General features: G+C 48.6%; 23 protein-coding genes. 11 read left to right on the forward strand and 12 right to left on the reverse strand.

Annotated elements, in window-relative coordinates:
• Positions 1–5 precede the first annotated feature (5 nt).
• Positions 6–1031: a UDP-3-O-(3-hydroxymyristoyl)glucosamine N-acyltransferase gene (gene lpxD / locus MHB49_RS06460; protein WP_405155499.1), complete on the forward strand. Its 1026-nt coding sequence runs from the start codon at positions 6–8 to the stop codon at positions 1029–1031.
• Positions 1028–1804, forward strand: a complete 777-nt coding sequence (lpxA, locus tag MHB49_RS06465; RefSeq protein ID WP_405155500.1) for an acyl-ACP--UDP-N-acetylglucosamine O-acyltransferase — start codon at positions 1028–1030, stop codon at positions 1802–1804. The genes lpxD and lpxA overlap by 4 nt, the downstream gene beginning before the upstream one ends.
• A 100-nt stretch (positions 1805–1904) precedes the next feature.
• Here the strand turns inward: lpxA and MHB49_RS06470 are convergent, their stop codons facing one another.
• From MHB49_RS06470 to MHB49_RS06485, 4 genes are all read right to left on the reverse strand, one after another.
• Positions 1905–3731, reverse strand: a complete 1827-nt coding sequence (locus MHB49_RS06470; protein WP_405155501.1) for an ABC transporter ATP-binding protein — start codon at positions 3729–3731, stop codon at positions 1905–1907.
• On the reverse strand, positions 3724–5445 hold the full coding sequence (locus MHB49_RS06475; protein ID WP_405155502.1) for an ABC transporter ATP-binding protein: 1722 nt from the start codon (positions 5443–5445) through the stop codon (positions 3724–3726). The genes MHB49_RS06470 and MHB49_RS06475 overlap by 8 nt, the downstream gene beginning before the upstream one ends.
• A 72-nt stretch (positions 5446–5517) precedes the next feature.
• Positions 5518–5952 carry a MarR family winged helix-turn-helix transcriptional regulator gene (locus tag MHB49_RS06480; protein ID WP_405155503.1) on the reverse strand — a complete coding sequence of 145 codons (435 nt, stop codon included), beginning with the start codon at positions 5950–5952 and terminating at the stop codon, positions 5518–5520.
• 170 nt (positions 5953–6122) lie between these two features.
• Positions 6123–7271: a DUF418 domain-containing protein gene (locus MHB49_RS06485; RefSeq protein ID WP_405155504.1), complete on the reverse strand. Its 1149-nt coding sequence runs from the start codon at positions 7269–7271 to the stop codon at positions 6123–6125.
• 172 nt (positions 7272–7443) lie between these two features.
• Between MHB49_RS06485 and MHB49_RS06490 the strand changes: the two genes are divergently transcribed.
• The 4 genes from MHB49_RS06490 to MHB49_RS06505 all read left to right on the forward strand — a co-directional run bounded on the left by MHB49_RS06490 (position 7444) and on the right by MHB49_RS06505 (position 10300).
• Positions 7444–8373 (forward strand): NrtR DNA-binding winged helix domain-containing protein, encoded by a 930-nt coding sequence (locus MHB49_RS06490; protein WP_405155505.1) that lies wholly within the window; start codon positions 7444–7446, stop codon positions 8371–8373.
• Between the two features lie 18 nt (positions 8374–8391).
• The gene (locus MHB49_RS06495; protein WP_405155506.1) at positions 8392–8889 is read left to right on the forward strand and encodes an NADAR family protein; all 498 of its coding nucleotides are present in this window, start codon (positions 8392–8394) and stop codon (positions 8887–8889) included.
• A 64-nt stretch (positions 8890–8953) separates the two neighbouring features.
• Positions 8954–9832, forward strand: coding sequence for a TIGR02452 family protein (locus MHB49_RS06500; RefSeq protein WP_405157058.1), 879 nt, complete (start codon positions 8954–8956; stop codon positions 9830–9832).
• Between the two features lie 45 nt (positions 9833–9877).
• Positions 9878–10300 (forward strand): macro domain-containing protein, encoded by a 423-nt coding sequence (locus MHB49_RS06505; RefSeq protein ID WP_405155507.1) that lies wholly within the window; start codon positions 9878–9880, stop codon positions 10298–10300.
• Between the two features lie 160 nt (positions 10301–10460).
• Here the strand turns inward: MHB49_RS06505 and MHB49_RS06510 are convergent, their stop codons facing one another.
• The 6 genes from MHB49_RS06510 to MHB49_RS06535 all read right to left on the reverse strand — a co-directional run bounded on the left by MHB49_RS06510 (position 10461) and on the right by MHB49_RS06535 (position 16946).
• Positions 10461–11408, reverse strand: a complete 948-nt coding sequence (locus MHB49_RS06510; RefSeq protein ID WP_405155508.1) for an ABC transporter substrate-binding protein — start codon at positions 11406–11408, stop codon at positions 10461–10463.
• Between the two features lie 93 nt (positions 11409–11501).
• Complete coding sequence (locus MHB49_RS06515; protein ID WP_405155509.1) at positions 11502–12518, reverse strand: FecCD family ABC transporter permease; 1017 nt, start codon at positions 12516–12518, stop codon at positions 11502–11504.
• Between the two features lie 2 nt (positions 12519–12520).
• Positions 12521–13492, reverse strand: a complete 972-nt coding sequence (locus MHB49_RS06520) for an iron ABC transporter permease (RefSeq protein WP_247903043.1) — start codon at positions 13490–13492, stop codon at positions 12521–12523.
• 202 nt (positions 13493–13694) lie between these two features.
• On the reverse strand, positions 13695–15413 hold the full coding sequence (locus MHB49_RS06525) for a helix-turn-helix domain-containing protein (protein WP_405155510.1): 1719 nt from the start codon (positions 15411–15413) through the stop codon (positions 13695–13697).
• 33 nt (positions 15414–15446) lie between these two features.
• Positions 15447–16196, reverse strand: coding sequence for an ABC transporter permease (locus MHB49_RS06530; protein WP_405155511.1), 750 nt, complete (start codon positions 16194–16196; stop codon positions 15447–15449).
• Positions 16197–16205: 9 nt separating this feature from the next.
• Positions 16206–16946 (reverse strand): ATP-binding cassette domain-containing protein, encoded by a 741-nt coding sequence (locus MHB49_RS06535; protein WP_405155512.1) that lies wholly within the window; start codon positions 16944–16946, stop codon positions 16206–16208.
• Positions 16947–17214: 268 nt separating this feature from the next.
• Between MHB49_RS06535 and MHB49_RS06540 the strand changes: the two genes are divergently transcribed.
• Together MHB49_RS06540 and MHB49_RS06545 are read left to right on the forward strand one after the other, a co-directional pair.
• Positions 17215–18216: a Gfo/Idh/MocA family protein gene (locus tag MHB49_RS06540; RefSeq protein ID WP_247901081.1), complete on the forward strand. Its 1002-nt coding sequence runs from the start codon at positions 17215–17217 to the stop codon at positions 18214–18216.
• Positions 18217–18237: 21 nt separating this feature from the next.
• The gene (locus MHB49_RS06545; protein WP_405155513.1) at positions 18238–18858 is read left to right on the forward strand and encodes a pyroglutamyl-peptidase I; all 621 of its coding nucleotides are present in this window, start codon (positions 18238–18240) and stop codon (positions 18856–18858) included.
• 1170 nt (positions 18859–20028) lie between these two features.
• Here MHB49_RS06545 and MHB49_RS06550 read toward each other — a convergent pair.
• Entirely contained in the window at positions 20029–20871 is an 843-nt protein-coding gene (locus MHB49_RS06550) for a 1,4-dihydroxy-6-naphthoate synthase (protein WP_405155514.1), read from the reverse strand.
• Positions 20868–21740, reverse strand: a complete 873-nt coding sequence (locus MHB49_RS06555; protein WP_405155515.1) for a futalosine hydrolase — start codon at positions 21738–21740, stop codon at positions 20868–20870. The genes MHB49_RS06550 and MHB49_RS06555 overlap by 4 nt, the downstream gene beginning before the upstream one ends.
• Positions 21741–22233: 493 nt before the next feature.
• On the opposite strand from MHB49_RS06555, the gene MHB49_RS06560 reads away from it, so the two are divergent.
• From MHB49_RS06560 to MHB49_RS06570, 3 genes are read left to right on the forward strand one after another with little or no spacing between them, the layout of a single operon-like run.
• Positions 22234–22623, forward strand: a complete 390-nt coding sequence (locus MHB49_RS06560) for a GntR family transcriptional regulator (protein WP_247901086.1) — start codon at positions 22234–22236, stop codon at positions 22621–22623.
• Entirely contained in the window at positions 22616–23518 is a 903-nt protein-coding gene (locus tag MHB49_RS06565; RefSeq protein ID WP_405155516.1) for an ABC transporter ATP-binding protein, read from the forward strand. The genes MHB49_RS06560 and MHB49_RS06565 overlap by 8 nt, the downstream gene beginning before the upstream one ends.
• Positions 23484–25520, forward strand: a complete 2037-nt coding sequence (locus MHB49_RS06570) for a hypothetical protein (protein ID WP_405155517.1) — start codon at positions 23484–23486, stop codon at positions 25518–25520. The genes MHB49_RS06565 and MHB49_RS06570 overlap by 35 nt, the downstream gene beginning before the upstream one ends.
• Positions 25521–25623 lie beyond the last annotated feature (103 nt).

A 25623-nucleotide genomic window follows, 5' to 3' on the forward strand; every position in this document is an offset into this window, starting at 1 on the left:
ATACCATGCCATGTAATTTAAATGAAATTGCTGAACAGTTAAATGGGATTTTAATAGGTAATGGCAATGTCGTTATAACAGGTGTAGGTTCAATTAGTGCTGCTAAAGAGGGAGAAATTGCTTTTGTTACGGATAAAAATTTAAATAAATTAGATCAATGTAATGCTTCGGCGCTCATTGTGCCAGACACGACAATAATAGAATTTAAGGTACCTGTTATTAAGGTGAAAAATCCCAGACTCGATTTTATTCGTTTAATTGAAATATTTAGTGAGAAAACCAGAAGTAGCGGTGTAGTATCATCAGAAACAATTGAGCCTTCGGTAACGTTAGGCTGCAATGTGCAGATCGACGATTTCGCAGTAATCAAAGAAGATGTTTCTATTGGCGATCATACGATCATTTCCGCGCATTCATTTATTGGTAAAAATGTGACCATTGGAACGAATTGCTTGATACACCCTAACGTCACTGTGTTACATGATACTTTCATCGGAGATAATGTCATCATTCACTCAGGCGCAGTCATTGGCGCTGACGGGTTTGGTTTTGAATGGGATGGGCAAAAACAAGTGAAAATCCCCCATATTGGAAATGTCGTTATTATGGATGATGTTGAAATTGGCGCAAACACCACTATTGATCGAGGGACACTTGATTCAACGACCATAGGTAAAGGGACCAAAATGGACAACCTAATTCAAATTGGCCATAATGTTCAAATTGGTGAGCACTGCATTATTGCAGGTACAAGTGCAATTGGGGGCTCATCGAAGATTGGTAACCATGTCATCATGGCTGGTGGAAGTGCGGTAATTAATAATATCACCATTGGAGACAACTGCGTTGTTTTAGCTAAAACCATGGTTACCAAAAACATGCCCGAAAACTCTATGGTGTCAGGATATACAGCTCGTTCACATAAGAGACAACTACGAGAATCCGCTGCACTTTCCAGACTTCCGAAAACAATAAAAAAACTAAATGAAAAACTTGATGAACTTTCCAGAACAAAGGAAGGTGCTAAATGATACATCAGTCAGCCATTATTCATCCAACAGCAGTAATTGGGGACAATGTCGAAGTCGGACCTTTCAGTATCGTTGAAGAAAATTCAAAAATAGGTAACGGGTGCAGGATTGGAAGTCATGCAATCATCGGAGCTAACACAATATTGGGGGAGAATAACTATATTTCACATGGTGCCATTATCGGTTCAGACCCACAAGATAAAAGTTACCAAGGCGAAAAAACATATCTTATCATTGGAGATAATAATACCGTAAGAGAGTATGTCACCATATGTAAAGGCACACAAAAAGGAGATGGTTTCACGAGAGTAGGAAGTCACAACTTTATTATGAATTATGCACATATCGCACATGATGTAGTGATGGGAGATCACAACGTCATCGTCAATAATGTGCAAATTGGCGGACATGTTCATATTGAAGACTATATCACTTTTGGTTGTGGTTCTGGTGTACACCAATCATGCAACATCGGAAGGTTTGCAATGATTGGAGCGGGAAGTAAAGTTTCACAAGATATCGTTCCATATTCTTTAGCAGATGGTCCGCGTTCGTACATACATGGTATTAATATTGTTGGTCTCAGAAGAAATGGATTTTCAAATGAAGAAATAAGCACGATAAAAAAGATTAATACCATTCTATTTCGCCAAAAGCGCACTCTCGATCAATCTATCGAAGAAATAAACAGCTTACCTCCTTCTGAATTTAAAGAACACACACTGAATTTTCTAAATAAATCTACACGCGGCATTGTACGAATGAAGCGATAGATAAAATGGAAACGCCGCAAAGGTCCGGAATAAAACTGAACCTAATGCGGCGTTTTTATTTGTGTTTCTGTGTTTTAATCATCAATGAACACGAACCCAATTAGGTAAGCTGTCCCTGATGCAATTGATAGTAGAAACCTTGCTGCTGCATCAACTCATCATGGCTGCCTCGTTCGGCAATTTGCCCGTCATCAATGACAAGAATCTGATCGGCTTCACGAATCGTGCTTAACCTGTGGGCAATGACGAAGCTGGTGCGATCCTTCATCAAGGTGCGCATCGCTTCCTGAATCTGCATTTCGGTGCGTGTATCAATGCTGCTGGTCGCTTCATCCAGAATAAGAATCGCGGGATCAGCGAGAATGGCACGAGCGATGGTTAACAATTGTCGCTGTCCCTGACTCAGATTGCTGCCACCGGAAATGATCGGGGTATCGTAACCCTGTGATAATTTTCGGATGAAGGAGTGGGCATTGGCCAACTTCGCCGCTTGCTGGATCTGATCATCCGTGGCATCCGGTTTGCCGTAGGCAATATTGTCGCGAATGGTGCCGGAGAAGAGATAGGCATCCTGTAACACAATGCCAAGCTCGCGCCGCAGATGGTCTTTCTCAAGTTCCGAGATATCACAGCCATCAATGGTGATCCGTCCGCCCGTAATCTCATAGAAACGGGGCAGCAGGTTGATGATGGTTGTTTTACCCGCTCCAGTCGGTCCGACAAGTGCAATCATCTCGCCCGGCTTGGCGGTGAAGCTGACCTTTTTCAGAATTTCTCTCTCAGGGTTATACCCAAAGGATACATCCTCAAATACAACCTTACCCTGAATCTGCTCCAGCTGTTTCCTCTGTTCATCCACGTATTCACTTGGGGTATCGATAATGTGGAATACGCGCTCGGCACCTGCAATAGCTGCCTGAATCAGGTTGTACTGGTTCGCCAAATCATTGATGGGCCGCTCAATCTGGCGGGAGTAAGCAAGGAAACTTACAATCAGCCCGATGGACGTCAGATCATGATAAGCCATCCATCCACCTACGGCTGCCAGTATGGCAAAGCCGATATTGTTCATAACATTCATCGTGGGCCCGACCAGACCGGATACACTCTGAGCCTGGGTACTGGAAGTACGAAGCTTCTCGTTCAAGTTCTGAAAATGCTTGTGTGCCTGCTCCTGACGGTTATAGGCGGCAACCACCTTTTGTCCGGCAATGGTCTCCTGGGCGTAGCCATTAAGCTCACCCAACAGCTTTTGCTGGGCGGTAAAATGTTTGCGTGTTCTTGAAGCGATCAGCCGAGTGGCGATCGTAATCAGGGGAACCGTCACCAGACTGAGCAGGGTCAGTCGGACATCCAGGGCTAGCATAATGGACAGGGAGCCAACCAGCAAGATGGCGCTGGACATCAATTGAGTTACACTTTGATTCAGCGTTGTGGATACGTTATCGATATCATTGGTAGCCCGGCTCATCAGATCACCGCTCTGATTTTTGTCAAAAAAGTGGATTGGAAGCTGCTGCAGCCGTGAAAAGAGAGCATGGCGCAGATCCTTCACGGTCAGTTGGGACACACCGATCATGACATAGGATTGAGCCCACATCATGAACGAGCCGAGGACGTATACGGTTAGCAATAACATGCAGTCTTTCAGCAGACCATCCGTAATTTTGGGAACGATATGTTCATTGACTGCACGGCCGAGCAGATAAGGTCCTGCCAGATTAAGTAATGTTCCAAGAGCCGTCAGTACCAGGGCGGAGATAACCCCTTTGCGATGACGTCCCATGTACGACCACACTCGGATGATGGCGTGCCGGGCGTTTTTGGCTCTTACTTTGGGAACCGGACCTCGGCCAGGTGGACCCGGTCTTCCGATCATTGGTGGAACAACATTCTGGTGAATGGAGGAAGAAGTGTTTTTAGCCAAATTGAACGTCCTCCTTCCGCTGCTGCGAATAATAGATGGATTGGTAGTGTGACGAATGGGCCATGAGGTGCTCATGTGTACCACTTGCCACGATTTCGCCTTCATCAAGCACGTAAATACAGTCTGCATCCTTCACGGAAGAGATCCGTTGTGCAATCAGGAAGGTGGTGCTGTTTTTCATTAGTGAATGAAGTGCCTTCTGAATGCTTGCTTCGGTACGCAGATCGACGGCACTGGTGCTGTCGTCCAGAATCAAAACCTCCGGTTGCATGAGCAGGGCACGGGCAATAGAAATCCGCTGTTTCTGCCCACCCGAGAGATTGACCCCACGCTGACCCAGCTCCGTGTCATATCCATCTTTCAAATTCATAATAAATTCATCAGCAGCCGCCGCTTGAGCTGCCGCTCGCAGTTCGGCTTCCGTTGCATCAGGTCTGCCAAAGCAGATGTTATCCCGGATGCTGCCGCTGAACAGGATGGACTCCTGTAATACGATGGACACACGGCTGCGAAGATCCTGGAGATCCCAGTTACGCACGTTCACTCCATTCACGAGCACTTCACCCTGTGACGCATCATACAAGCGGGGGATCAGCTGTACCAGTGATGTTTTGCCTGATCCTGTAGATCCGAGCAGGGCCACTTTTTCTCCCGGCCGAGCTGTCAGTGTAATTCCGGAGAGGGTATGTTCTCCATCATAGCGGAAACAGACGTCCTTGAATTCCACCTGACCTGCTCCTTTACGAGACACATTATCTCCCGATTGGATATCAGGCTGAGTGTGAAGCACCTCGTTGATGCGTGCTGCAGACACTTTGGCGCGGGAGAAGCTCATCATCATCATGCCGATTGAAGTGAGCGAAGAGAGTACAACCGTTACGTAGTTGATAAAAGCAATCAAATCCCCGGCGGCAATGTCGCCTCCTACCACCTGAAAGCCCCCAAACCACAGCACCGCTACAATGGTCGCATTCAGCATCAGGCTTAATACCGGTGCATTCAGCGATACGATGCGCCAGGCTTTCACTGCCATATGGGTATAGTCTTCATTGGCTTGCTGGAAACGCTTCTTCTCCTGACGTGCGCGTGCAAAAGCTTTGACGACACGAATGCCGGCAAGATTCTCCTGAAGAACGGCGTTCACCTTGTCGAGCTTGTTCTGAACACTGGCGAACAGCGGGTAGGAAGCGGAGATCAGGATATATAGGATAATAAACAGAATCGGCACGGACAAAATGAGAATGAGCGCCAGTTTGACACTGATCGTAAACGCCATAATAATACTGCCGATAATCAGCATCGGCGAACGGATAAACATGCGCAGAAGCATCTGTACAAAGGTTTGCATCTGGGTGATATCACTCGTCAGGCGAGTGATGAGCGAACCCTCCTGGAAGGTATCCAGATTACGGAACGAGAACTTCTGGATGTGGTCAAACAATTCCTGGCGCAGATCGGTGCCATATCCAACGGCAGCTTTGCTTGAAAACAGCGTACATCCTGCACCGCCAACCCATCCGATTAACGCAAAAAGAAGCATAAACAAACCTGTAGTCACGATGTGGGACAGGTTCCCTGCAAGAACACCATCATCCACAATGCTGGACATCAGCTTGGGCTGAAGCAGATCCATGGCAACCTCAAGAACCATGAGCAGCGGAGCAAGAATAGCCGCTGACTTATATGGGGTAAGAAATCGTTTTAACGTCCACAATGGGAAAAACCACCTCATTCATAATGAAATAATCATGCTGCAAAAAAATTTGTTATAGCTGAAGAACCTCACTTAATATTCTCGCAGATTCTGAACCATGCGCTGGGCGAGTGTTGACATGAGCTGCGATTCCTCGGGGGTAAAATCTTTCTGGGCTTGGCGATCAAGCTCCTGAAAAACTTCTCTCAGTTCCTTAAGCGCATCACGACCCTGATCGGTCAGGTAGACACGCAGACTGCGCAGATCCTTCGGGTCGGCCTCACGTCGTACAAACCCCGAGCTTTCCATGCGTTTCAACATTACCGTAACCGTTGCAGGCGCTCGGCGAAGCTGTTCAGCCAGTTGTTTCTGGGTCTGCCCATCTTCCCGTTCAAGCTGGAACAGCAGTGGCGGCTGCCCGGGATATAACTCAGGGTGGTTGACAAGCTTCTCATGAACCTTGTATCGCTGTAGCTTGACGAGTTCTGATAACTGCCCCATTAACCGTTCATTTCGAGCTGATTTCATAAGCGCTTCCATCCTTTTAATTAGTCGACTAACTAAATGATAAGATTCCTTTGACATATCGTCAAGTGTCTTCTATATATAACATCAAAACAAACTTGAAAGGATAGGGCAGCGGAGTATTCATCCGCAAACCTATCCTTTTTGTGAGTATTTTATATAGGGAACAAAGGTTACATGGGGGTGGAACGTGAAGTATCTTTAGCTGCAGGTGAGATGGACAACTTACGCCATAGCCACTCGACCGGACCTTGACGAAATCTGCGCAGCCAGAGGTGGGAGAAGATCATTAACACTACACAGATGCTGGCCCACGTTAGCAAAATGAGCAGGGAGGAAAGCTGTCCACCGAGTCCAAAGCCCCATCCATAGAAGAGGGCGGAGGCGATGATATTCTGCAAAATATAACAGCTCAGAGCCATCTTGCCGATTTCGCCAAAACGGTTAAAGAGGCGAGGGAATATATTTTTGTTCATCATATAAGCAATCAGTCCCAAGTAACCAAGAGTAAGCACGGGAGCGCTAATATAACGGACAAACAGGTCCATAATCCCACCAGGAACCAGTAGGAGCAGGTTAAGAGGAATGCCTGCGGCAAGTCCCACAATCATTAAGTTACGACGTTTGAGGCGCCCGGAGTCATGATCTGAAAATATTTGAGCCCGCATAAGCAGCGCTCCCAGCAGGAAGAGGAACACATTGAGTGGAATGATGGCAATGGATTCCGTGCGGAAGAAACCGAAGTTGTTCAGACGGAACATCACTTGCTCCCACCACGTGCCCGAGGCGTATAGACTGGTGATCGTGTCCATGCCATTGAAGGCTGACCCGGATTCCATCGCCAATAATGCCGTAATTCCGGTAATCCCAATCAGATGCACGCCACCTGTGATGCCCATCACGATCAGAATGAAACGACGGGAGCGATTAATGATGAAGGAGACGATCATGCCTGTAATGGCATAACTCATCAGAACATCGTATTCCATGACCAGCGTGTAATGCAGCAAACCATCAATCAGCAAAAGTACGCATGTCCAGATGTAGACGCCAGGCCAAGTGTAGCCTTCACGCTGGGCTTTTTGCCGCTTCATCTCCATGCCAGCCCCAAAGAGTAGCGTGAGCAGTCCGAGAAATTTGCCATTGACGAGCATCATCATCATCGTTTGCAGCAGTTGGTCCCCTGAACTCCACCACGGCTCAAGCGGATGACTAAACATTTTGTTCAGATCACCTAAGTTTGCAAACAGCCAGATGTTTGTCCCCAATGTTCCGATAATGGCAAAACCTCTGAGAATATCCAATAATTCGATTCGTTTCATTGTCCCACCTTTTCTAACACAAGTGTTTTAAAATAATATAACACATTTGTATTAAAAAAACAGATGATTTATTCCTAATTGGAAATATTGACCTAGGACAAAAAGATATGTTAGATTGTTATTAACTTATTGTTAATAACAAAATGTTAATAACAGAATGGGGTCTTTCGAAATGACATATGAGGGTAATTCTGATCCAAATCCATTAGACCATCAGAATCACGTGAATATTAGTGAACAACAGTTTCTAGAAACCTATGACGCGGGCGATTACGATCGCCCTTCCGTAACGGTGGATATGTTGGTATTTACAATACGAAGTGAGACGCAGGAGAACTATCGCAAGCTTGCGGAACCTGAGCTCCTGTTGCTGCTGATCCGTCGTGGCGGTCATCCCTATATGGGGCAGTGGGCGCTTCCGGGTGGGTTTGTCTCCATGCAGGAATCGTTGGAAGATGCGGCCAGGCGGGAACTGTTTACGGAAACCGGACTGGATGATATTTATCTGGAGCAGCTGTATACCTGGGGAGATGTGCATCGTGATCCGCGTACGCGTGTCATCAGCTGTTCCTACATGGCGCTGGTCGACAGCAGTGAGCTGCAGCTTCAGGCTGGCGACGATGCCAGCGAAGCGGGATGGTTCCGAATGGAGCAGCGGCTTCTGGAGGAGAAACGTCATATTCATGAGCTTGGACGCGTGACGGAGCGCAGGGTGCAGTTGATGTTGACCAATGGAACTGAGGAATTAACGGCTATTGTTGAGACGAAGGAAACCGTGGAAGGCAGAGTACGCAGCAGCAATATTACGGTGAACGAAGTTCAAGGCATTGCTTTTGACCATGCAAAAATCATTTATTACGCGCTGGAACGTCTGCGGGCCAAGGTAGAATATACGGATATTGCTTTTAATCTGATGCCGGAGACATTTACATTAACCGCTCTTCAGAAAGTATACGAGACCATCAGTGGCAAAAAACTGCTGGCTGCCGCTTTCCGGCGCAAAATCGCCGATTGGGTCATCGAAACGGGTGAGTACACAGGAAATGCCGGCCATCGGCCATCCCGTTTATACAGACTGAACCCGGAAAGATTGAACCCATAAAGTTAGGAGGGAATATCCATGGAGAAGTTTACATTTTTCTGGCGCACATCGTCTCCGTTCTCACAGTGGCACAAGGCGGATTTTACCGTGAATGGCGTTCACTACACCAGTGCGGAGCAATATATGATGCACCAGAAAGCACTGCTGTTCGGCGATCAGATTATTGCAGAGAAGATCCTGAAATCAAGCTCCGCTTCGGTACAAAAAAAGCTGGGCAGACAGGTCTCAGGGTTCGACCAAACGGTATGGGAAGCGGAGTGCAAACGCATTGTCTATGAAGGCAATGAGGCTAAATTTACCCAAAACGAACAACTGCTGACCATGCTGCTCGCTACCCGCGGAACGACTCTTGTGGAGGCAAGTCCGGATGACCGGATCTGGGGCGTTGGACTGGCGGAAGAAGACCCGCGTATTCGCAGCAGAAGAACGTGGAGAGGTACCAACTGGCTGGGTGAAATTCTCACCCGACTTAGAGAAGATATAGGAAGTGATGAAGATGAACAAGCAACCACATAAGAACAATAATCAGAGTAACAACAATCAGAACAACAATCGAAGTAAAACAACAGGCTTCAACAGCATGAAGAGCACCGATGCACGATCCAAACGATCTCGTATTGCCCACCAGACTCTCGCTATTCTGGAGGCAGGCGAATACATGAACGGATATGATCGCAGGGTTCAGATCGATGTCGATTTACAGCGAGCGATCCAAGATTCGATCTTATACCGCCCAACGGAGCTTGTCGCTCTTCGAGAAAAGCGAAGTAAAGAAATGGCTCAATTGCAGCCTCCTGCCGAAACCTCAACCGTTCGTATTGAGGTGACGGGTGAGACCACACTCGCAGCCGCTTCACGCCTTTCTGTGGATGAAGGAAGGGAAGATGTCGTTTGCCTGAACTTTGCTTCAGCGAAAAATCCCGGCGGCGGCTTCCTGGGAGGCAGCCAGGCACAGGAGGAAAGCTTGGCCCGGGCTACAGGCCTGTACCCATGTATCGCCCAAATGAACGAAATGTATGATTACAATCGCAAGCAGCGTTCTTGTTTTTACTCGGATTACATGATCTATTCGCCTAATGTTCCGGTGATTCGTGATGACGAGGACCAGCTGCTCGACAAATACCATCTGGCGGCATTCATCACAGCGCCAGCTGTAAATGCTGGAGTCGTGAGAGAGCGGGAAGATGCCGATGATCAGCAGATTGAGTCCGTCATGAAAGAGCGCATTCGCTATATTCTGGACGTGGCCGCGCTGCAAGGGCACCGAACTATTGTTCTTGGTGCATATGGCTGCGGCGTATTTAGAAATGATCCGGAGAAGGTAGCGAAATATTTCCATGATGTATTGGTGGGAGAGTACTTCCGGTACTCCTTTGAACGTATCGTGTTTGCCGTATTCGACCGGACAGCGGGACAAAAAACGTTCAAGGCGTTTGAGAATTGTTTCACTGGAGAGTGACTTGGCACAGTTTGAAAATTATAAAGTGGTAAGGGAGTGGAAGGTATGGAATTTCGCGAAATACAGCAGGATTTGTTTGCCATAGATGATCAGTACACACTTGCACACTGTATTTCCGCCGATGCCCGGATGGGAGCAGGCATTGCAGTGCAGTTTCGGCAGCGATTTGGATTGGAGGTTCTCCAAGAGAAGGCGCAGCAGGAACCGCTTGAGATCGGACAGTGTTACCGGGTAGGACGGACACTGAATCTGGTCACCAAGGCCAAGTTCTCGAACAAACCGACCTATCAGTCGTTCACTCGTGCGGTGGAATCCATGCGTGATATCTGCGTTAGCGACGGGCTTAACCAATTGGCTATGCCACAGATTGGCTGCGGACTGGACAGGTTGAAGTGGGATAAGGTGAGGGGCATTATTCAGGATGCTTTTGCCGAAACAGATGTTGAGATCGTCGTTTGTACCTTGTGATTAGGCCATGCCGACGGCTTTTACCTACAGGGATACCAATTTGGATAAAAAAACCTCTGCTTTGAGTGGATGGAGAGAGAGCATGTTAGCTGACTCTGTTCCGATCTTCAAAGAGAGGTTTTTTTGATGCTTTTATTTAGAATCTTGTGTAATGGTCAATTTACTTTTTGGAGAACATTTCTTTGGCTTCATCCATGGCCATTTTATTGCCGATCGAAGAATAGTCCAGCCAAGGTTGAGCACCGATCGGATAGACATGACCTGCTTTGACAGCCTTCAGTCCTTGCCAGATCGGATTGTTTTCCAGTTCTTTGAACATGTTCTGGGCTTCATCATCCGAGTTCACAACCACAAAGATCGCATCTGCATCAAAGTCTGGCAGTACTTCACGGGAAATGACCTGATAAGGTTTGGACGAATCGAATTCCTTAATGCCTTTAGCTGGAGTTAACCCCAGGTCTTCATACAAAATTGGGCCCATGGGACGGCGTGTACTGAACACACGCAATTCTTTGGCGGTAACACGGATAGCCATTACGGTGCCGTCACCAATTGTATCATGGATCAGGGATTTCACTTCTTCCGTTTCTGTCGCATAATCCTGAATGTACTGCTCGGCTTCTTTCTCGCGGTTCACCAGTTTACCAATGTCTTTCAGGTGGTCGCGCCACGTGCCATCATCCAGGTTGAAGACGTGTACAGGAGCAATTTTCTCGAATTTGGCAATATCATCACCGGAGTATTCTTCATCCAGGTAGATGACATCCGGTTTCAGGGCAAGCAAAGCTTCCATGTCCGGGTCCTTAACGGGACCGAGCGGCGTTGTATTTTGAAGACGGTCAGCCACATGGGACAGGAAGGCTTTGGCTTCCCCGCCAATCACCGAACCAACCGGTGTAATACCGAGAGACAGCAGGTCATTGGTCAGATGGATCGACATGGATGCGATGCGTTGTTCTCCAGAAGCGGAATGGGTATCCTGTGCAGCGTTCGAAGTGTCCGCAGTAGAACCTTTCGACGCAGAGGATGAATTATTGGCGTTCCCACAGGCTGCGAGTACCAGCACCAGACAGATGCTCATGAAGAGCATAAGGTTTTTCTTTAACATGGGTAATCTCAATCTCCTTGAACATCTCATAGATGTAGTTTTTTAAGTTGAATATGACGGTTGGGATGCATTTAAATTGCTCCGATAGAGCCACTATTTGGTTCGTACCAGCAGATATAAAAAGTAAGGTGCGCCGATCGCCGCGACCACGACGCCTGCCGGAATGGAATTGGGCTGAAAGATCGTTCGGCCGACCGTATCAGCGGCAACCAGGATCACCATGCCGATGAGTCCGGCGGCTGGGATCAGATGGCGATGCATCGGGCCAACCAGTCTGCGGGCCAGATGCGGCGCCGCCAGACCAATGAATCCGATCCCACCGGCCATGGACACACTGACGGCAGATAATGCGACCGTGCACAATAGCAAAATAACACGTTGGGATCTGACGGGTGTACCGATACTGGTCGCGGCAGCATCTCCCAGATTGAAGGCATCCAGCGTTTTGGAGCGGCTCCATATGTACGAGATGCACAGTACAATCCATGGAAGCAGTGCCTGAACATGAACCCAGTCTCTGCCCCAGACGCTGCCTGCCAACCAGCGGGCGGCGAAGGAATAGGTGTCTTCATCCAAACGCAGTGACAGATAGAGCGTCAGGGCATGGAAACCGGCTGCTACGGCAATGCCCACCAGAATTAGTTTAATGGGGGATACTCCGTTATGTCGGTCATAGGATAGCAGCATGATAATCAACGCTGCGGCGACACTGCCTGCAAAAGCAAACAACGGAATCAGCAAAGCAACCGAACCATTCATGGAATGGGAGAAGCTTACAAATACCATCAATCCAAAAGCTGCTCCTGCATGCAAGCCAAGGATGCCCGGATCGGCCAATGGATTACGTGTAATGCCTTGCAGCGCAGCACCAGCCACACCGAGTCCCGCTCCGGCGAGTACAGTGACCAGAATCCGTGGCAGTCGATAGTCGAACAATACAATCTGATCATCCGGCGTACCATAGCCAAGCAGGGTGTGAAGCACGGCTATTGGGGACAGACGAATTGTTCCCGAGTTGAGGCTGATCACGATAACGGCACAGGCGATGCAGAGAAGCGCAACGCTGACCGCTATGGAACGTTTGCCCCGTGAAGGTGCGTTGGTGTTCATCGCTACAGGGCCCTCCTTTCTTTTCGGGCCAGATAGAGGAAGAAGGGTACACCGACAAAGGCGACCATAATGCCTACAGCCAGTTCCTGAGGAGGGTTCACAATGCGTGATCCCAGATCGGCGAGCACCAGCAGGACAGCTCCAAGCAGGGAGGACATCGGAATGATGAGTCGATAATCCACACCAACCCATTTGCGGGAAATATGCGGAATGACCAGTCCAACAAAGCCGATCGAGCCTACAGCAGATACGGATACCCCAGCCAGCACAACAACCGCGGTCAAGGCAAACAGCCTGGTCCAGCGGAGGTTGATTCCGAGATTAATGGCGACTTCCTCTCCCAGCGACATGAGGGAGATCCGGCGAGCCATGGGCATGATGAGCACGAGAGTGACCAGCAGAACGGGCAGAATCAGCTTCAGATGCCGCCATTCAATCCCCCCGAACCCCCCCGCATACCAGAAGGCCAAATCCTGACTTAAGTCGAAATATATGGCGACACCAGTGCTTAGCGAACTCAGCATGGCTGCAATAACGGCACCCGCAACGGTAAGTCTGATAGACGTTAGGCCTCCGGGTGCCGCCATACCCAGCAGGAAAATGAGCAGTGTGCCAAGCACAGCCCCTGCAAATGACAGGAACATAATCCAGCCATAAGGCAATCCCGGCCAGAAGGCGAAGCTGAGCGCCACGACAAAGGTAGCGCCTGCATTGATCCCCAGAATGCCGGTGTCTGCCAGCGGATTGCGTGTGATTCCCTGCATGAGCGCTCCGGCCACAGCAAAGGCGGCACCAATCACAGCAGCAGCAATGACTCGTGGCAGCCGCAGCTCGTGAATAATCTGATGCGGCGTTAAAGCCGGGTTGTACTGAAATATGGCAGTCCATACGGTCTCCAGTGTGAGCCCTTTGGCACCAAGAGAAATGGCGACAAACATACTAAGCAGCAGTGCGGCAATGGCCGCCAAAAACATTAGGCCAACCGTGACTGCGGATTTTCTTGGTTTAGACGGACGTTGTGATAGTCCCGGATGTTGAATGCGGGTCACTCCTTTGGTACCAACAACGCATTGCTGTTGTTATTGATTATCATTATCAATTAGTGAACATTATAAAATCTTAATTCAGGCCCGTACATGGCATAAATTAAGATTATAGAGATGGACTTTTTTTAGATTACAGAAATGTTGGTTTGTTCGTCAACATAGAGAGCGCTTCATCGAGCTGGATGTTGATGGAATACGGAGCGTATACAACCCATGAATTCCAGTCTATGACATGTACGCGCCCAGCTTTTACCGCGGGATAGTTTTTCCACAATGGATCAGCAGTAATCTGCTGCAACAGAGTAGTACGTTCGTACATGGACGTAACCGCAATCAGCAGCACATCCGCTTCGAGGCCATCCCATTCTCCAGGCGTGAAAGACATCCAGTTGAATCCCACTCCGGCAGGTTTGCCCGTTAGTTCCTTCTGAATTCGATCAGGAGGGGAAAGCTGCAGGCTGCGGTAAAATACATGACCAAAGTTACGATTGCTGTACATACGCGGTCCTTTTGCAGTTAAGGTACAGATCGCGACGGTGACCTGACCCGCTGTCTCCCTGATCTTTTTGCGAGCCCGCTCCGCCTTGCGCTCATGCCGATCCAGCCACTCCTTAGCCGCTTGAGTACGATCAACAATAGAGGCAATTTTCTGCAAATGACCAAACATATCTGTCTGATTCCAAGGGATGGTGATGATTGGAGCGACATCTCCGATATGTTCCATCGCTTTAACGGCTGCGTTGTCCTTGGTCAGAATCAAATCGGGATTCACATCCAGGAATGCCTGGCGTCCCTGTTCCCATGGTTCATAGGCATGGAACGGCAGCGTCAACGATTTCGGAACATGGGGCAGATGGCCCTGGATTTGAGCTGCACAGGGTGTGATGCCAAGCGTCATCAGGTGGTCGGTGTATGGATAGGAGAGTGAGACGATATTTCGATGTACCTGCTTGGCATAGGAAGTTGGCGCATAACCGGCATGGTTTCTGAAGCGGCGGCTGAAGTAGAATTCGTCCCGATAGCCTACCTGGCGGGCGATATCACGAATACGCAGATCGGAAGTCATGAGCCATTCCTTGGCCCGATTCATTCGTAAATGAGTGATATATTCGATAGGATTTTTCTGCATCCGGCTCTTGAACAGCTGTGAATAATACGACGGGTGCATACCTGCCAGTTCTGCCAGCTTCTCTAGCTTGATTTCGTTCATATAGTTTTCCCGCATGTACTGCAAGGTGGATCTGAGCCAATGCTCAGGCTCGTCCTGTCCTTCCGCATCCGTCTGATCTTCCTGCGGCCAGAGCGTATGAAGCAGATCGGTCAGAAGCAGCTGCACTTTCAGGCTGGTCTGTGAAGCTTCAGTTGTTAATTGTGCGGCAATTCGCTGTATCCCATAGTAAGGGCCCTGAATCCATCCTGTTACAGGGGAACCAAGCTCTCGCTCATATATTCGCCGTTCTTTTGTTTTCTCAGCAACCCGAAACAGATCGAAATGAATGATATACAGTTCATTCTCATGGTTCGTATCAGAGTAAAGCTCCAGGGATGTTCCCGGAGTGCACAGGAAGGCGGACTTGCGGGCGACAAGGGATTCGATACCGTTCGCTACCAGCTTGCCCGTGAATTTGTGCATGTAGACAAAGGTATGGTGAGGAAGCTCGGTTTGACTCCATTGCCAATGCGTATTCACGGTAACCAGCTCTGCCTGACGAAGTTCGAGCAGCGCATCGTTCAGAAAAGCATCCATTTCCGTACGTGTCATGGATTCTTTGTTGCTGTCCGGCTGCTCCGATTGTGTCAACATGTGGGCAGTATTTCGGTTCATATTGGTGCTGGGACGAGTTAACATGGTGTGACCTCCTTTCCGGACAGATGGGATGGATTATAGGGAGCGCAGCCGCATATCCGATGTGAACCACTGTCGGTACGTCATCAGGCTGAGCAAAATGCTGGTAATGGCGGCTGAACTGGTAAAAGCAAATACGATTAAAATCTGATAACGAACAGCCTCAACGGGATCGGCACCCGCAATAATCATGCCTGTCATCATGCCAGGAAGCTGTACGAGTCCTACCGTTTTCATGCCATCGATCGTGGGGATCATACTGGATTTTACGGAACGTTTCAATACGTCCTGAAAAGCACGTCTAGGTGCTGCGCCCAGTGCAAGCAGGGATTCAATCTCTCCTTTGGAGGATTCGACCTCGCGTTTCATCTGATTCAGGAACAGCCCGGATACCACCATAGCATTACCAATAGTCATGCCGCTCAAAGGAATAATATACTGGGGCGTGGGTTCAACAATACCCAGACCTAACAACAGCCCCATCATGAGCAGCTCCGTTACGGTTATTGCAGCAGCAATATACAAGGTGATCCAGCGAAGTCCTTTGCCGCGTTTGCCAGCATTAATGGAGGCTACTGTGATCATGAATCCGACAATGGCAATGATGAGAGCGGGATGATCCGAGTTGAAAATAAATTGAAGTACATATCCGACAAGCAGCAGCTGTACAGCAGAACGAATAGTGCCTATGGCGATATCCTTTTCAAGATCAAGCTTCTGCCAGACAGAGATGAGCATGGTGACCATCACGAATATAATGGTGAAACTTAGCGCAATAAGAGACATGATTTCTCCTTATTCTGCCGCAGGGGCAGGGTGCATAATGAATTGTCTGGCCAGTTCAGTAGCCGGTTTGTTAAAAAAATGAGTTGTCGGCTGGCGCTCCAGCAGTGTCTGATTACCCATAAACCAGGTGGTTGTACTGAAGGATTGTGCCTGTTCCTGATCATGGGTGACCCAGACGAGGGAAGTGCCTTCCTGCTGGCTCCAGCGGGTCAATTGTTCTTCCACCAGGCGGGCGTTGGTCCGATCCAGGGAAGCAGTCACTTCATCCAATAACAGGACTTCCGGACGCAGCATCATAGAACGAATCAGGGCTATGCGCTGCTTCTCCCCTCCGGAGAGATCGATGGCCCGCTTTTGAATATCAAGATTCTCCAACCCCATCCCCGCAAGCAGGCGACGGGCCAGATCCTGATCGTAAGGCTGCCTGTGAAGCAGATGCACCGTTTTCAGGTTATCTTCCACACTGCCTGCCAGCATGACAGCCTGCTGTGCGACATAAGTCATGCGCATGCGCCAAATACGAGGGTCCGAATCCCGATAAGAAATTCCTTTCCAGATCAGTTCGCCTTCATCAGGAATATCCAGCAGGGCGAGAATGCGGAGCAATGTACTTTTCCCTTGGCCGGATGCACCGAGTATGGCAATGCGCTCTCCCTGATCTACCACTGCGTTCACATGTTGAAATAAAATACGCTGCTCGGTTAAACCGATACGTTTCACTAGTTTATCTATGGTTAAAAGTGTGGACAAAGTCGACTCGTCCTTTCATCCGTGTTCTGCAATCATCTTAGCAAAAATACGAAAAAAATTGAAATGAGAGTAAGTCTCAATTAGATCATGGAATGTAGTTCATAAATTAGAACATGCAATTTAAGTTTATCGGATATAAAGCTTTACATGTGAAAGATGAAACCGCTCTGACGTAAGTGATTCTTTTTGGTAAAATAAAGAAGACTCTATGTCGGCCTAATCGAAATCGTTATCTTTTTAAAATTTGCATACCAGAGGAGGCTTTAATATGACGAAAGTTGTTGGGCGGGACAAAGTAAATTGGGGCATTATGGGTACGGGATGGATTGCATCTCAATTCGCCCGAGATCTGGAGCATGCCGGGAACGCTGTGAAAGCGGCGGTAGGTTCACGAACTGCGGGTAGCGCAGAGAAGTTTGCAGCTGAATATGGTTTTGCACGCGCTTACGGTTCATATGATGAGATGCTGCAGGACCCTGAAGTGGATATTATTTATGTGGCAACACCGCATCCGCTACATAAGGAAAATGTGCTGGCTTGTCTGGAAGCGGGCAAAGCGGTGCTCTGTGAGAAACCGTTTACGATGAATGCCCGTCAGCTGGAGCAGCTGGTGGAGAAGGCGCGTGAGCGCAAGCTTTTTCTTATGGAAGGCATGTGGACACGCTTTCTGCCCCCGATTACCCAGGCCAGAGCATGGATTGCGGAAGGCAGAATCGGCGAGGTGCGTTTGGTCAAAGCAGACTTTGGTTTCCGCGTAGGTTGGGAGCCGGAAGGCAGGTTGCTTAACCCGGATCTGGGTGGAGGTGCTTTGCTCGATGCGGGAGTGTACCCAATCTCGTTTGCGTCCATGATTTTTGGCGAGCAGCCTCAGCATGTGTGGAGTACAGCGAATATTGGAGAGACGGGTGTGGACGAACAATTCTCCGTACTGTTGTCGTATTCCGATGGTCGTTCTGCCTCGCTGAATGGGGCCATTCGTCTGAACCTGAGTAACGAAGCGGTCATCTATGGCACAGAAGGTTACATTCGTTTACCGTTTTTCCTGGCAGGCAAAGAAGCCTATCTGCATGTGAACGGTCAGGATGAACCGGAGAAATTTACCGATGACCGGACGTGTATTGGATATGCGTTTGAAGCGGAGGAAGCAGGGCGCTGCATGCTGGAAGGACGTACAGAGAGCAGAACGATCCAGCTGGACGAATCCCTGGAAATCATGAAGCTGATGGACACGATCCGTGGACAGTGGGGCCTGCGATACAAATCCGAGTAAATAGACAGGAGTGGAGAAGCGATGGTGAAGATACTGATCTCCGGATTCGAGCCCTTTGGCGGGGATACGGTAAATCCGACAGGAGAGCTGATGGAGGCCATTGCACATGAAGTGATGCAGGGAGCGGAACTAAAAACAGTGCTGCTGCCTGTGCACTTCGATGAATGTGCGGATCTGCTGATTGCAGAAATGGAATCCTGGCAGCCGGATGTTGTCATCGCCTGTGGTTTGGCCAAAGGCAGAACGGCCATTACGCCTGAACGGATTGCTGTTAATATCAAAGACATTCCTCCCGGCTCTTATGCAGACAACCAGGGCCAGCATCCTGTGGACGAGCTCATCGTGGATGGCAGCCCGGACGGCCTGTTCTCCACATTGCCGATTCGCGCGATGGTGAATAACATGGGGGCAGCAGGCATCCCGGCAGCGGTGTCCAATACGGCAGGCACGTATATTTGCAACAATACGATGTACCGGGTGCTGGATCATATCCGATTGAAACAGCTGCCAATTCGTGCCGGATTTGTACATTTTCCGGCTTCTACGGAGATGGCCGTGCTTCAGCCTTCCGTGCCGTCGCTCCCGATCCCCATGATGCTGGATGCTCTGCGGATTATGATTCGCACGGTAGTAGGGGAGTAATTGAGTGGTGACGGTCACATAGTGAAAGGTGAACCCTGGATGGTCCGTTTCGCACCATACGCCTCATCGCTCGCTAGGTGTTGCAGGTGGTGTAATAAGTGCTGGATTATCGGGGTTGTCCGTCGTGCGGACCAACTTTTGCGCTTGCACATTGGATGTATGAGTGGTTAGAGTTAGTGGTTATAAGTTGTGCGGAGTGTTTTGGATCATTAGTGTCAATGTGTTCGGGGGGTTATGTTGGTTGTAGAGCTATAGATATACGTGCAAAATCTCGATTTTGTAAAAGAAAACAGCAACATAAAAAGACACTCGTCTGAGTGTCCCTGTGCTGGTATAATTTAAACTGTACAGCCAATTTGTGGTGGGTATAGACAAGCCTTCAGTAGGAGGTGATGTCTATGAAAACTCGCTTTTTCGGATGTTATCATGTTCGCAACGTTTCTTATTGCGCTCCTGACATACATTGACCGTAAAAGAAAGTAACCCGCCACAGGTTGAGAGCCAAAGTGCGGGTTACTTCTTCTGATTATGCAACAGACTCGGAGGTAATCCCACTACAAATGCTGTGCAGGAGTAGCCTGGCCGGGCTACTCTTATTTTTGTCTTACTCACATTTTATTAAACATCTGTGCCGCATACAACACTTAATTTGTTATTTTATCATTATTGATTTTTGTACCTGTGCAAAAACCGAATGACAGTGAATAGTTACATCCATACGTACAACGATAGCGGGTTAACAGCGTTGCAACTCAAGCACTCATACCACACCAACCAATGGCGTAACACAGAGGATCGGATGGATAGCCTGATTCGCCCAGCCGTCACATTTAATGAACCTGAGTCACGTTATGGAGTGATTATCTACAGATCCCGGAATCTAACGAATCACAGAAGCGTTATAGTATCGATATTCCTGTTTTTTCTGTCTTTTTGTCGAGTTTTATCGAAATAACGTGATTGAGGTTCGTTAGGATTTCCATATGGCTTATTTCTGCCTAATAAGATGTTACCGATTCGTTAGCGCCTGGGTCACATCACTACGTCGTAGGTCAAGAGTACGAAAGCAGCGGGCAGCAGTGAGATAGAAAGAATGAACTGTAAACGATCGAAATGTAAAGCAAAAGCATGTCCTTATGCATGAATGTATTAAACTTAATTTTTGGCGAATTAAATCCGAAGCAAATCCAGATCGAACTCGGGAACAAGTCCTTCTTTCATCGCTCGTCCAAGCAACGCTGTAATTGCACCGTAACCATCATCGCCCAGGTTGGCGCTGAACTCGTTAACGTACAAGCCGATATGCTGTGCAGTTACATCGGGGTCCATCTCTTGTGCATGTTCCATGACATATGCTTTGGACTCATCCGGATGCGCCCAAGCGTATTCCACAGAGGCACGTGCCCAACCCGCAAGAGCATGAGCATCCAGGTTGCGGCGGGCAATGATCGCCCCCAGCGGAATCGGCAGGCCAGTGTCGCTCTCCCACCAGTTACCGAGATCAGTCATAAGTTTGAGATCGTAGTTCTGGTACGTGAAGCGTGCTTCATGGATAACCAGACCAGCATCGATCTTGCCATCACGGACAGCAGGCATAATTTGGTCGAAAGGCATAACGACAATCTCGCCTACGCCGCCGGGAACATTTTGTGCTGCCCAGAGACGGAATAACAGGTAGGCTGTTGAACGTTCGCTTGGCACGGCAACCCGACGTCCGGACAGATAGCCGGGATCGGTTGTGCCATTAGCAGTCAGAACTAGTGGGCCACATCCTCTGCCAAGTGCGCCGCCTGCAGGCAAGAGCGCATAATCTTTCAGCACATAAGGAAGCGCTGCATAGGATATTTTCATCACTTCAGGTGTATCCGGACCATCCGGATTAGCCGCAAGGCCGTTGGTAATATCGATGTCCGCATAACTGACATCAAGCTCAGGTGCACCAGGAATCAGTCCGTGCACCCAGGCGTGAAAGATAAATGTATCGTTGGGACAAGGGGAAAATGCAATTTTCATGATGTAAATACCTCCCGTAAAATGGAACTTGCAGCCTGGAGCGCATCCAGGGCGTCCTTGATGCGCCAGGCATCGCGGTCGCGTGGACCGACCGCGTTGGATATGGCCCGCAGTTCGAGTGCTGGCACGCCGAACTGCTGGGCTGCGGTTGCCACGCCGAAGCCTTCCATGCCTTCGGCGGCGGCATCCGGCACGCGGCGCAGCAGCTCCGCGGCCGTCTCGGCCGTTCCGGTCGCCGTGGTTACGGTGACCGCCGTGCCTCCGCTGACAGCGAGCCCTGCCCGCTGCAGCTCATGGCGCAGGCGCGCGGCAAGCACCGCGTCTGCCGCTACACGGGACGAGCCGAAGCCCAGCTCGTCCACGCTGAGGAAGCCGTCTGGCGTCTGCGAGCCCAGATCGGCAGCAACCATGGCGTCGGCTACCACGATGGAGCCGACGTCTGCCCGGCCGGGGAACCCGCCGCCGATGCCGGCACTGACCACCAGCGTGTACGCTGGGGTCAGTCCGGTCCCGGCCAGGGGCCCCGGCCTTGAGGATGCGGCAGATGCTTGTGCCGCATCGGTTTCGCTTGGCGCGGCGGTGCCTTGCGCCAGCGCATGTGCGCCAGCCGCTGCTGAGGCAAAGGCCAGCGCGGCAGCGGTTCCTGCTGCGGCCGAGGCAGGGCCTACACCCGCAGCAATCACATCAAAGCACGCAGCTTGGTCACCCAAGCCGCGGAGTACAGCCTCTTTTTCCGCATCAACGGCGGTTACGATTAATACACGCTGTGCCGAAGCTTTGGCTGCCGATTTAGTTTCAAAGCTATTTGACACGCTTGTCGTTTCTGGGCGATTACGTTCTATGGAATCATTCTGTTTCTGTTCATTCATCCCGGATTCTCCCTTATTGAGGTTGTTAAAAGCTATCTATAAAATATGTACGCATATGTCAGACGTTAGGCCAACTGTACAAGAAACGAGCGAAGCAAGTAAGAGAACCAGTGTACGAGCACAACGTTCTTCTCCATCATACCGGAAGGGCAAAGATCAGAACAACCTCTGAACGTATTTAACACAAAAGCAGTTTGTCCAACGTTAACAATAACCCCCATGAACCAATCCGTCACTCGAACTAATCTGATCCCGAAAATGGCCTCTCATAAAATCCAGAGCAATCTATTTCTTAGGCTGATATGTCATTTTGATCATATATAAACGTAACGCGAAAAATAAGATAAGTCAAAGTAAATGGTTGACAATCTGTATTAACTGTATTAATAATAGTAATACAGTTAATACACCTTAGCGTTGAAAACATACACTTCAAAATACAGTCATCGTTCATCAATAGGGTATTACCACATTTATAGAGAGGAGGTGCGGGATGTTCGAATTGGATGTACGCAGCCGTAAGGCGATCTATGAGCAGCTAGTGGACAAAATCAAAGAAATGATCGTGTACGGTGTTCTCCAACCCGAAGAGCAGCTGCCTTCCGTTCGCACACTGTCCGGGCAGCTCACGGTTAATCCAAATACGATTCAGAAAGCGTACCGGGAACTTGAACGTGAAGGTTATATCTATTCATTGCAGGGAAAAGGGAGCTTTGTATCATCGTCCGTGGAACATCCGAATGCAGCCATGAGAGATGAAATCAGAGCCGCTCTGGTGAAGCTGATTGCGGAAGCTTCATATTCCGGTTTGAGCAAAGCCGATATGACGCTTTTATTTGAGGAAGCGATGGCCCGTATAGAGAAGGGGGAGCCTCATGATTGAGCTGAATCAGGTCATTAAGGCATTTGAACAGGAAAAAGCCGTTGATGGAGTCACGATGCAAGTACATAAGGGGTCGATCTACGGTTTGCTCGGTTCCAACGGGGCAGGCAAAACATCGCTGCTCAAAATACTGGCAGGCATCTATCGTCAGGATAGTGGAACGGTTCGCATTGAAGGACAAGAAATATATGAAAATATGGACCTCAAGGGACGTACCATTTTTATGGCAGACGCGCCATACTTTTTCCCGCAATCGTCCATCCATCAGATGGCTGCCTTCTATCGTTCGATATATCCGCGCTGGAATGAGGAACGTTTTGTGCAACTTGGCAGTGTTTTTAAATTGGATGTCAAACGTAAACTGCATCGCATGTCCAAAGGCATGCGCCGTCAGGCAGCCGTATGGCTTGGACTTAGCTGTATGCCCGAAGTGCTGCTCATGGATGAGCCGATCGATGGACTCGATCCGGTCATGCGGCAGCAGATCAAAAATCTGCTGTTCCAGGAAGCAGCGGAGCGTCAGGTGACGATACTGATCTCGTCTCACAACTTGCGCGAAATTGAAGACCTGTGCGACCATGTTGCCATCATGCACAAAGGCCGGATTATCGTAGAGAAAGATCTGGATGATCTGAAGGCTGATACGCATAAAATACAGGTCGCATTCCGTCATCCGGATCATGCCAAGGCTATGGAGGAACAGGTGAATATTCTGCATGAAGAGAAGCGTGGCAGTGTATCCCTGTTTATTGTGAAAGGCAATCGCGAGGCTGTAACGGAACGCTTCCGTGCACTTGATCCCTATCTGCTGGATGTGCTGCCGCTGACGCTGGAAGAAATATTTATCTATGAAATGGAGGATGCAGGATATGATATTCAACCGATTGTTCTGTAACCGGGGCATCCTGTTCCAAAATTTCAGGCAGCATGGATGGATTGGCATTTTGTATCTGCTCACGTTGTTGTTTTCGCTGCCGCTCTATATCGGTACAGAGTACCGGGAAGTACCACAGCAGATTACCAGCTTGTTCCAGGCGAATGGGGAAGTGCAAATTCTGTTTGCCATTACGTTTCCGGTAGCTGCGGGTATATTTTTATTCCGTTATATGCAATCTGGTGCACCTTCGGATCTGTTCCACAGTTTGCCGCTGCGCCGCAAGCATCTGTTAACCGTTAATTTGTTGACGGGGTTCGTCGTGACTTTGGTTCCGGTCTGGATTACCGCAGCAATAACCGGTTGGGTATGGGCAGTACTGGATCATCCAGCTTTTACTTTCGGTGGTAGTTCAATCTGGATGTGGGGCCTCAGTATGAGCATTTACTCGCTGTTTATGTTCATGCTGACCGTGGTGGTAGGCATGTGCATTGGACAGTCTGTATTACAGGGACTCACCGTATACGCACTCCTACTGTTGCCTGTTGTTGTATGGTTCATTTTTTCCTTGCATCTTCAACATTACCTGCTTGGATATCCGTACGATGATGTTGGGCGAAATGCAGAAAAAATATCTTTAGTTCTTCGCATGGGTTCGATTAGTGGAGCTCCTGTGATCGGTTGGGAACTCATTATTTATTACATATTGACAGTGTTGTTCATTCTGTTATCTTACGTATTCTATGCGAAGAGACAGGTGGAATCTGCTACCCAAGCGGTGACATTTACACTTGTTAAACCCATATTCCGATTTGGTTTAATGTTTACGCTGGTTTTAATTAGCGGAGCCTACTTCACCATTATTGCTCCAAGAGGATCATCGGGGTGGGGAATTTTCGGATATATCCTCGGTGGAGTTGTCGGTTATATTGTAGCCGAGATGATTATTCGCAAGACGTGGTTGATTTGGAGCAGCAAGCTGCTGCCCAAGATGGTTTTATATGCTATCGTCGCCGGATTGATTTTGTACGTGCCTGTTGCCAGCTGGAATGGATATGCTGCACGAGTGCCTGAGTTGAACAAGGTTAACAGTATCAAGCTAGGTGGAGAGAGATACACTTATACTAACGGTGTCTCATCGAAAATGGATGATGGTCCTTTCTATTCAAGTGATTCTGAATATATGAAAGCTGTTATTGCTCTTCATCAGAAGATCGTGGATTCTGATCTGTCTTTGCTGGATGATCCCATCAATCCAGGTATGCGTAATGACGAGTATGTGTTTATTAATTACAAGCTGGATAACGGCAAGGTGATGAAACGTAAATACTACATTCCCGAAGCGGAGTTCCGTCAGGAATTAATGACTTTGAAACAGACCCAGGACTACAAAAGAGTTGCATACGATACGTATAAGCTAGAAGAGGACGCGCTGAGTATTGGAATTCGCTCAACCATTAGTCCTTATCTGAAGGTATATATCAGTAGTCCGCAGCAAGTTCGTGAGTTCAAGGAATTGCTGAAGCAGGACATTATGGACCAGACTTACGAGGAGCAACGTTCCCCGTGGCAGTCTTTTGCATTTGCGGAAATGAATCAGGATTCTTCATCGAATGATCCTTTTCAGCCTAAGGAGATGTGGAATTTTGAGATCAAACCAAGCTATGATCGGGTATTGAATTGGCTGAAAGAAAACAAATTATACGAACAACTGGAATTTTCAGTAGATGAGGTGGCTTCCGCGCAGTTTGTGAAGCAAGAGATTAACAGTCCCGGAAATCCTCAGATGGTGTACCCTCAGTCAGAATATGTGGACGGGAATTTAAGTGGCAACAAACAGATCGCTACCAAAAATAAAAAAATTATCAGCGAATTGCTTCAACGTCAAAGGTCCGGTTATCAAACAGAGAAAGATACCATCTATCAGATCAAGTTGAATGTTACCCAGGGGGAGAACATTTACATGATCCTGAAAGAAGAAGACCTGACAGAAGAAATGAAAGCCATCCTGGCTGGACGGTAAAGTAATCTGCAAGCGGGAAGGGTTCTCCCGGTTAATATGTTGATTTCTCTATCTGACTTGACCAGAATACAAGTATGGAATATATTAGAAAAAGGTAGTGGTT

Source organism: Paenibacillus sp. FSL K6-0108 (assembly GCF_045040695.1).
GTDB classification, from domain to species: domain Bacteria; phylum Bacillota; class Bacilli; order Paenibacillales; family Paenibacillaceae; genus Paenibacillus; species Paenibacillus pabuli_B.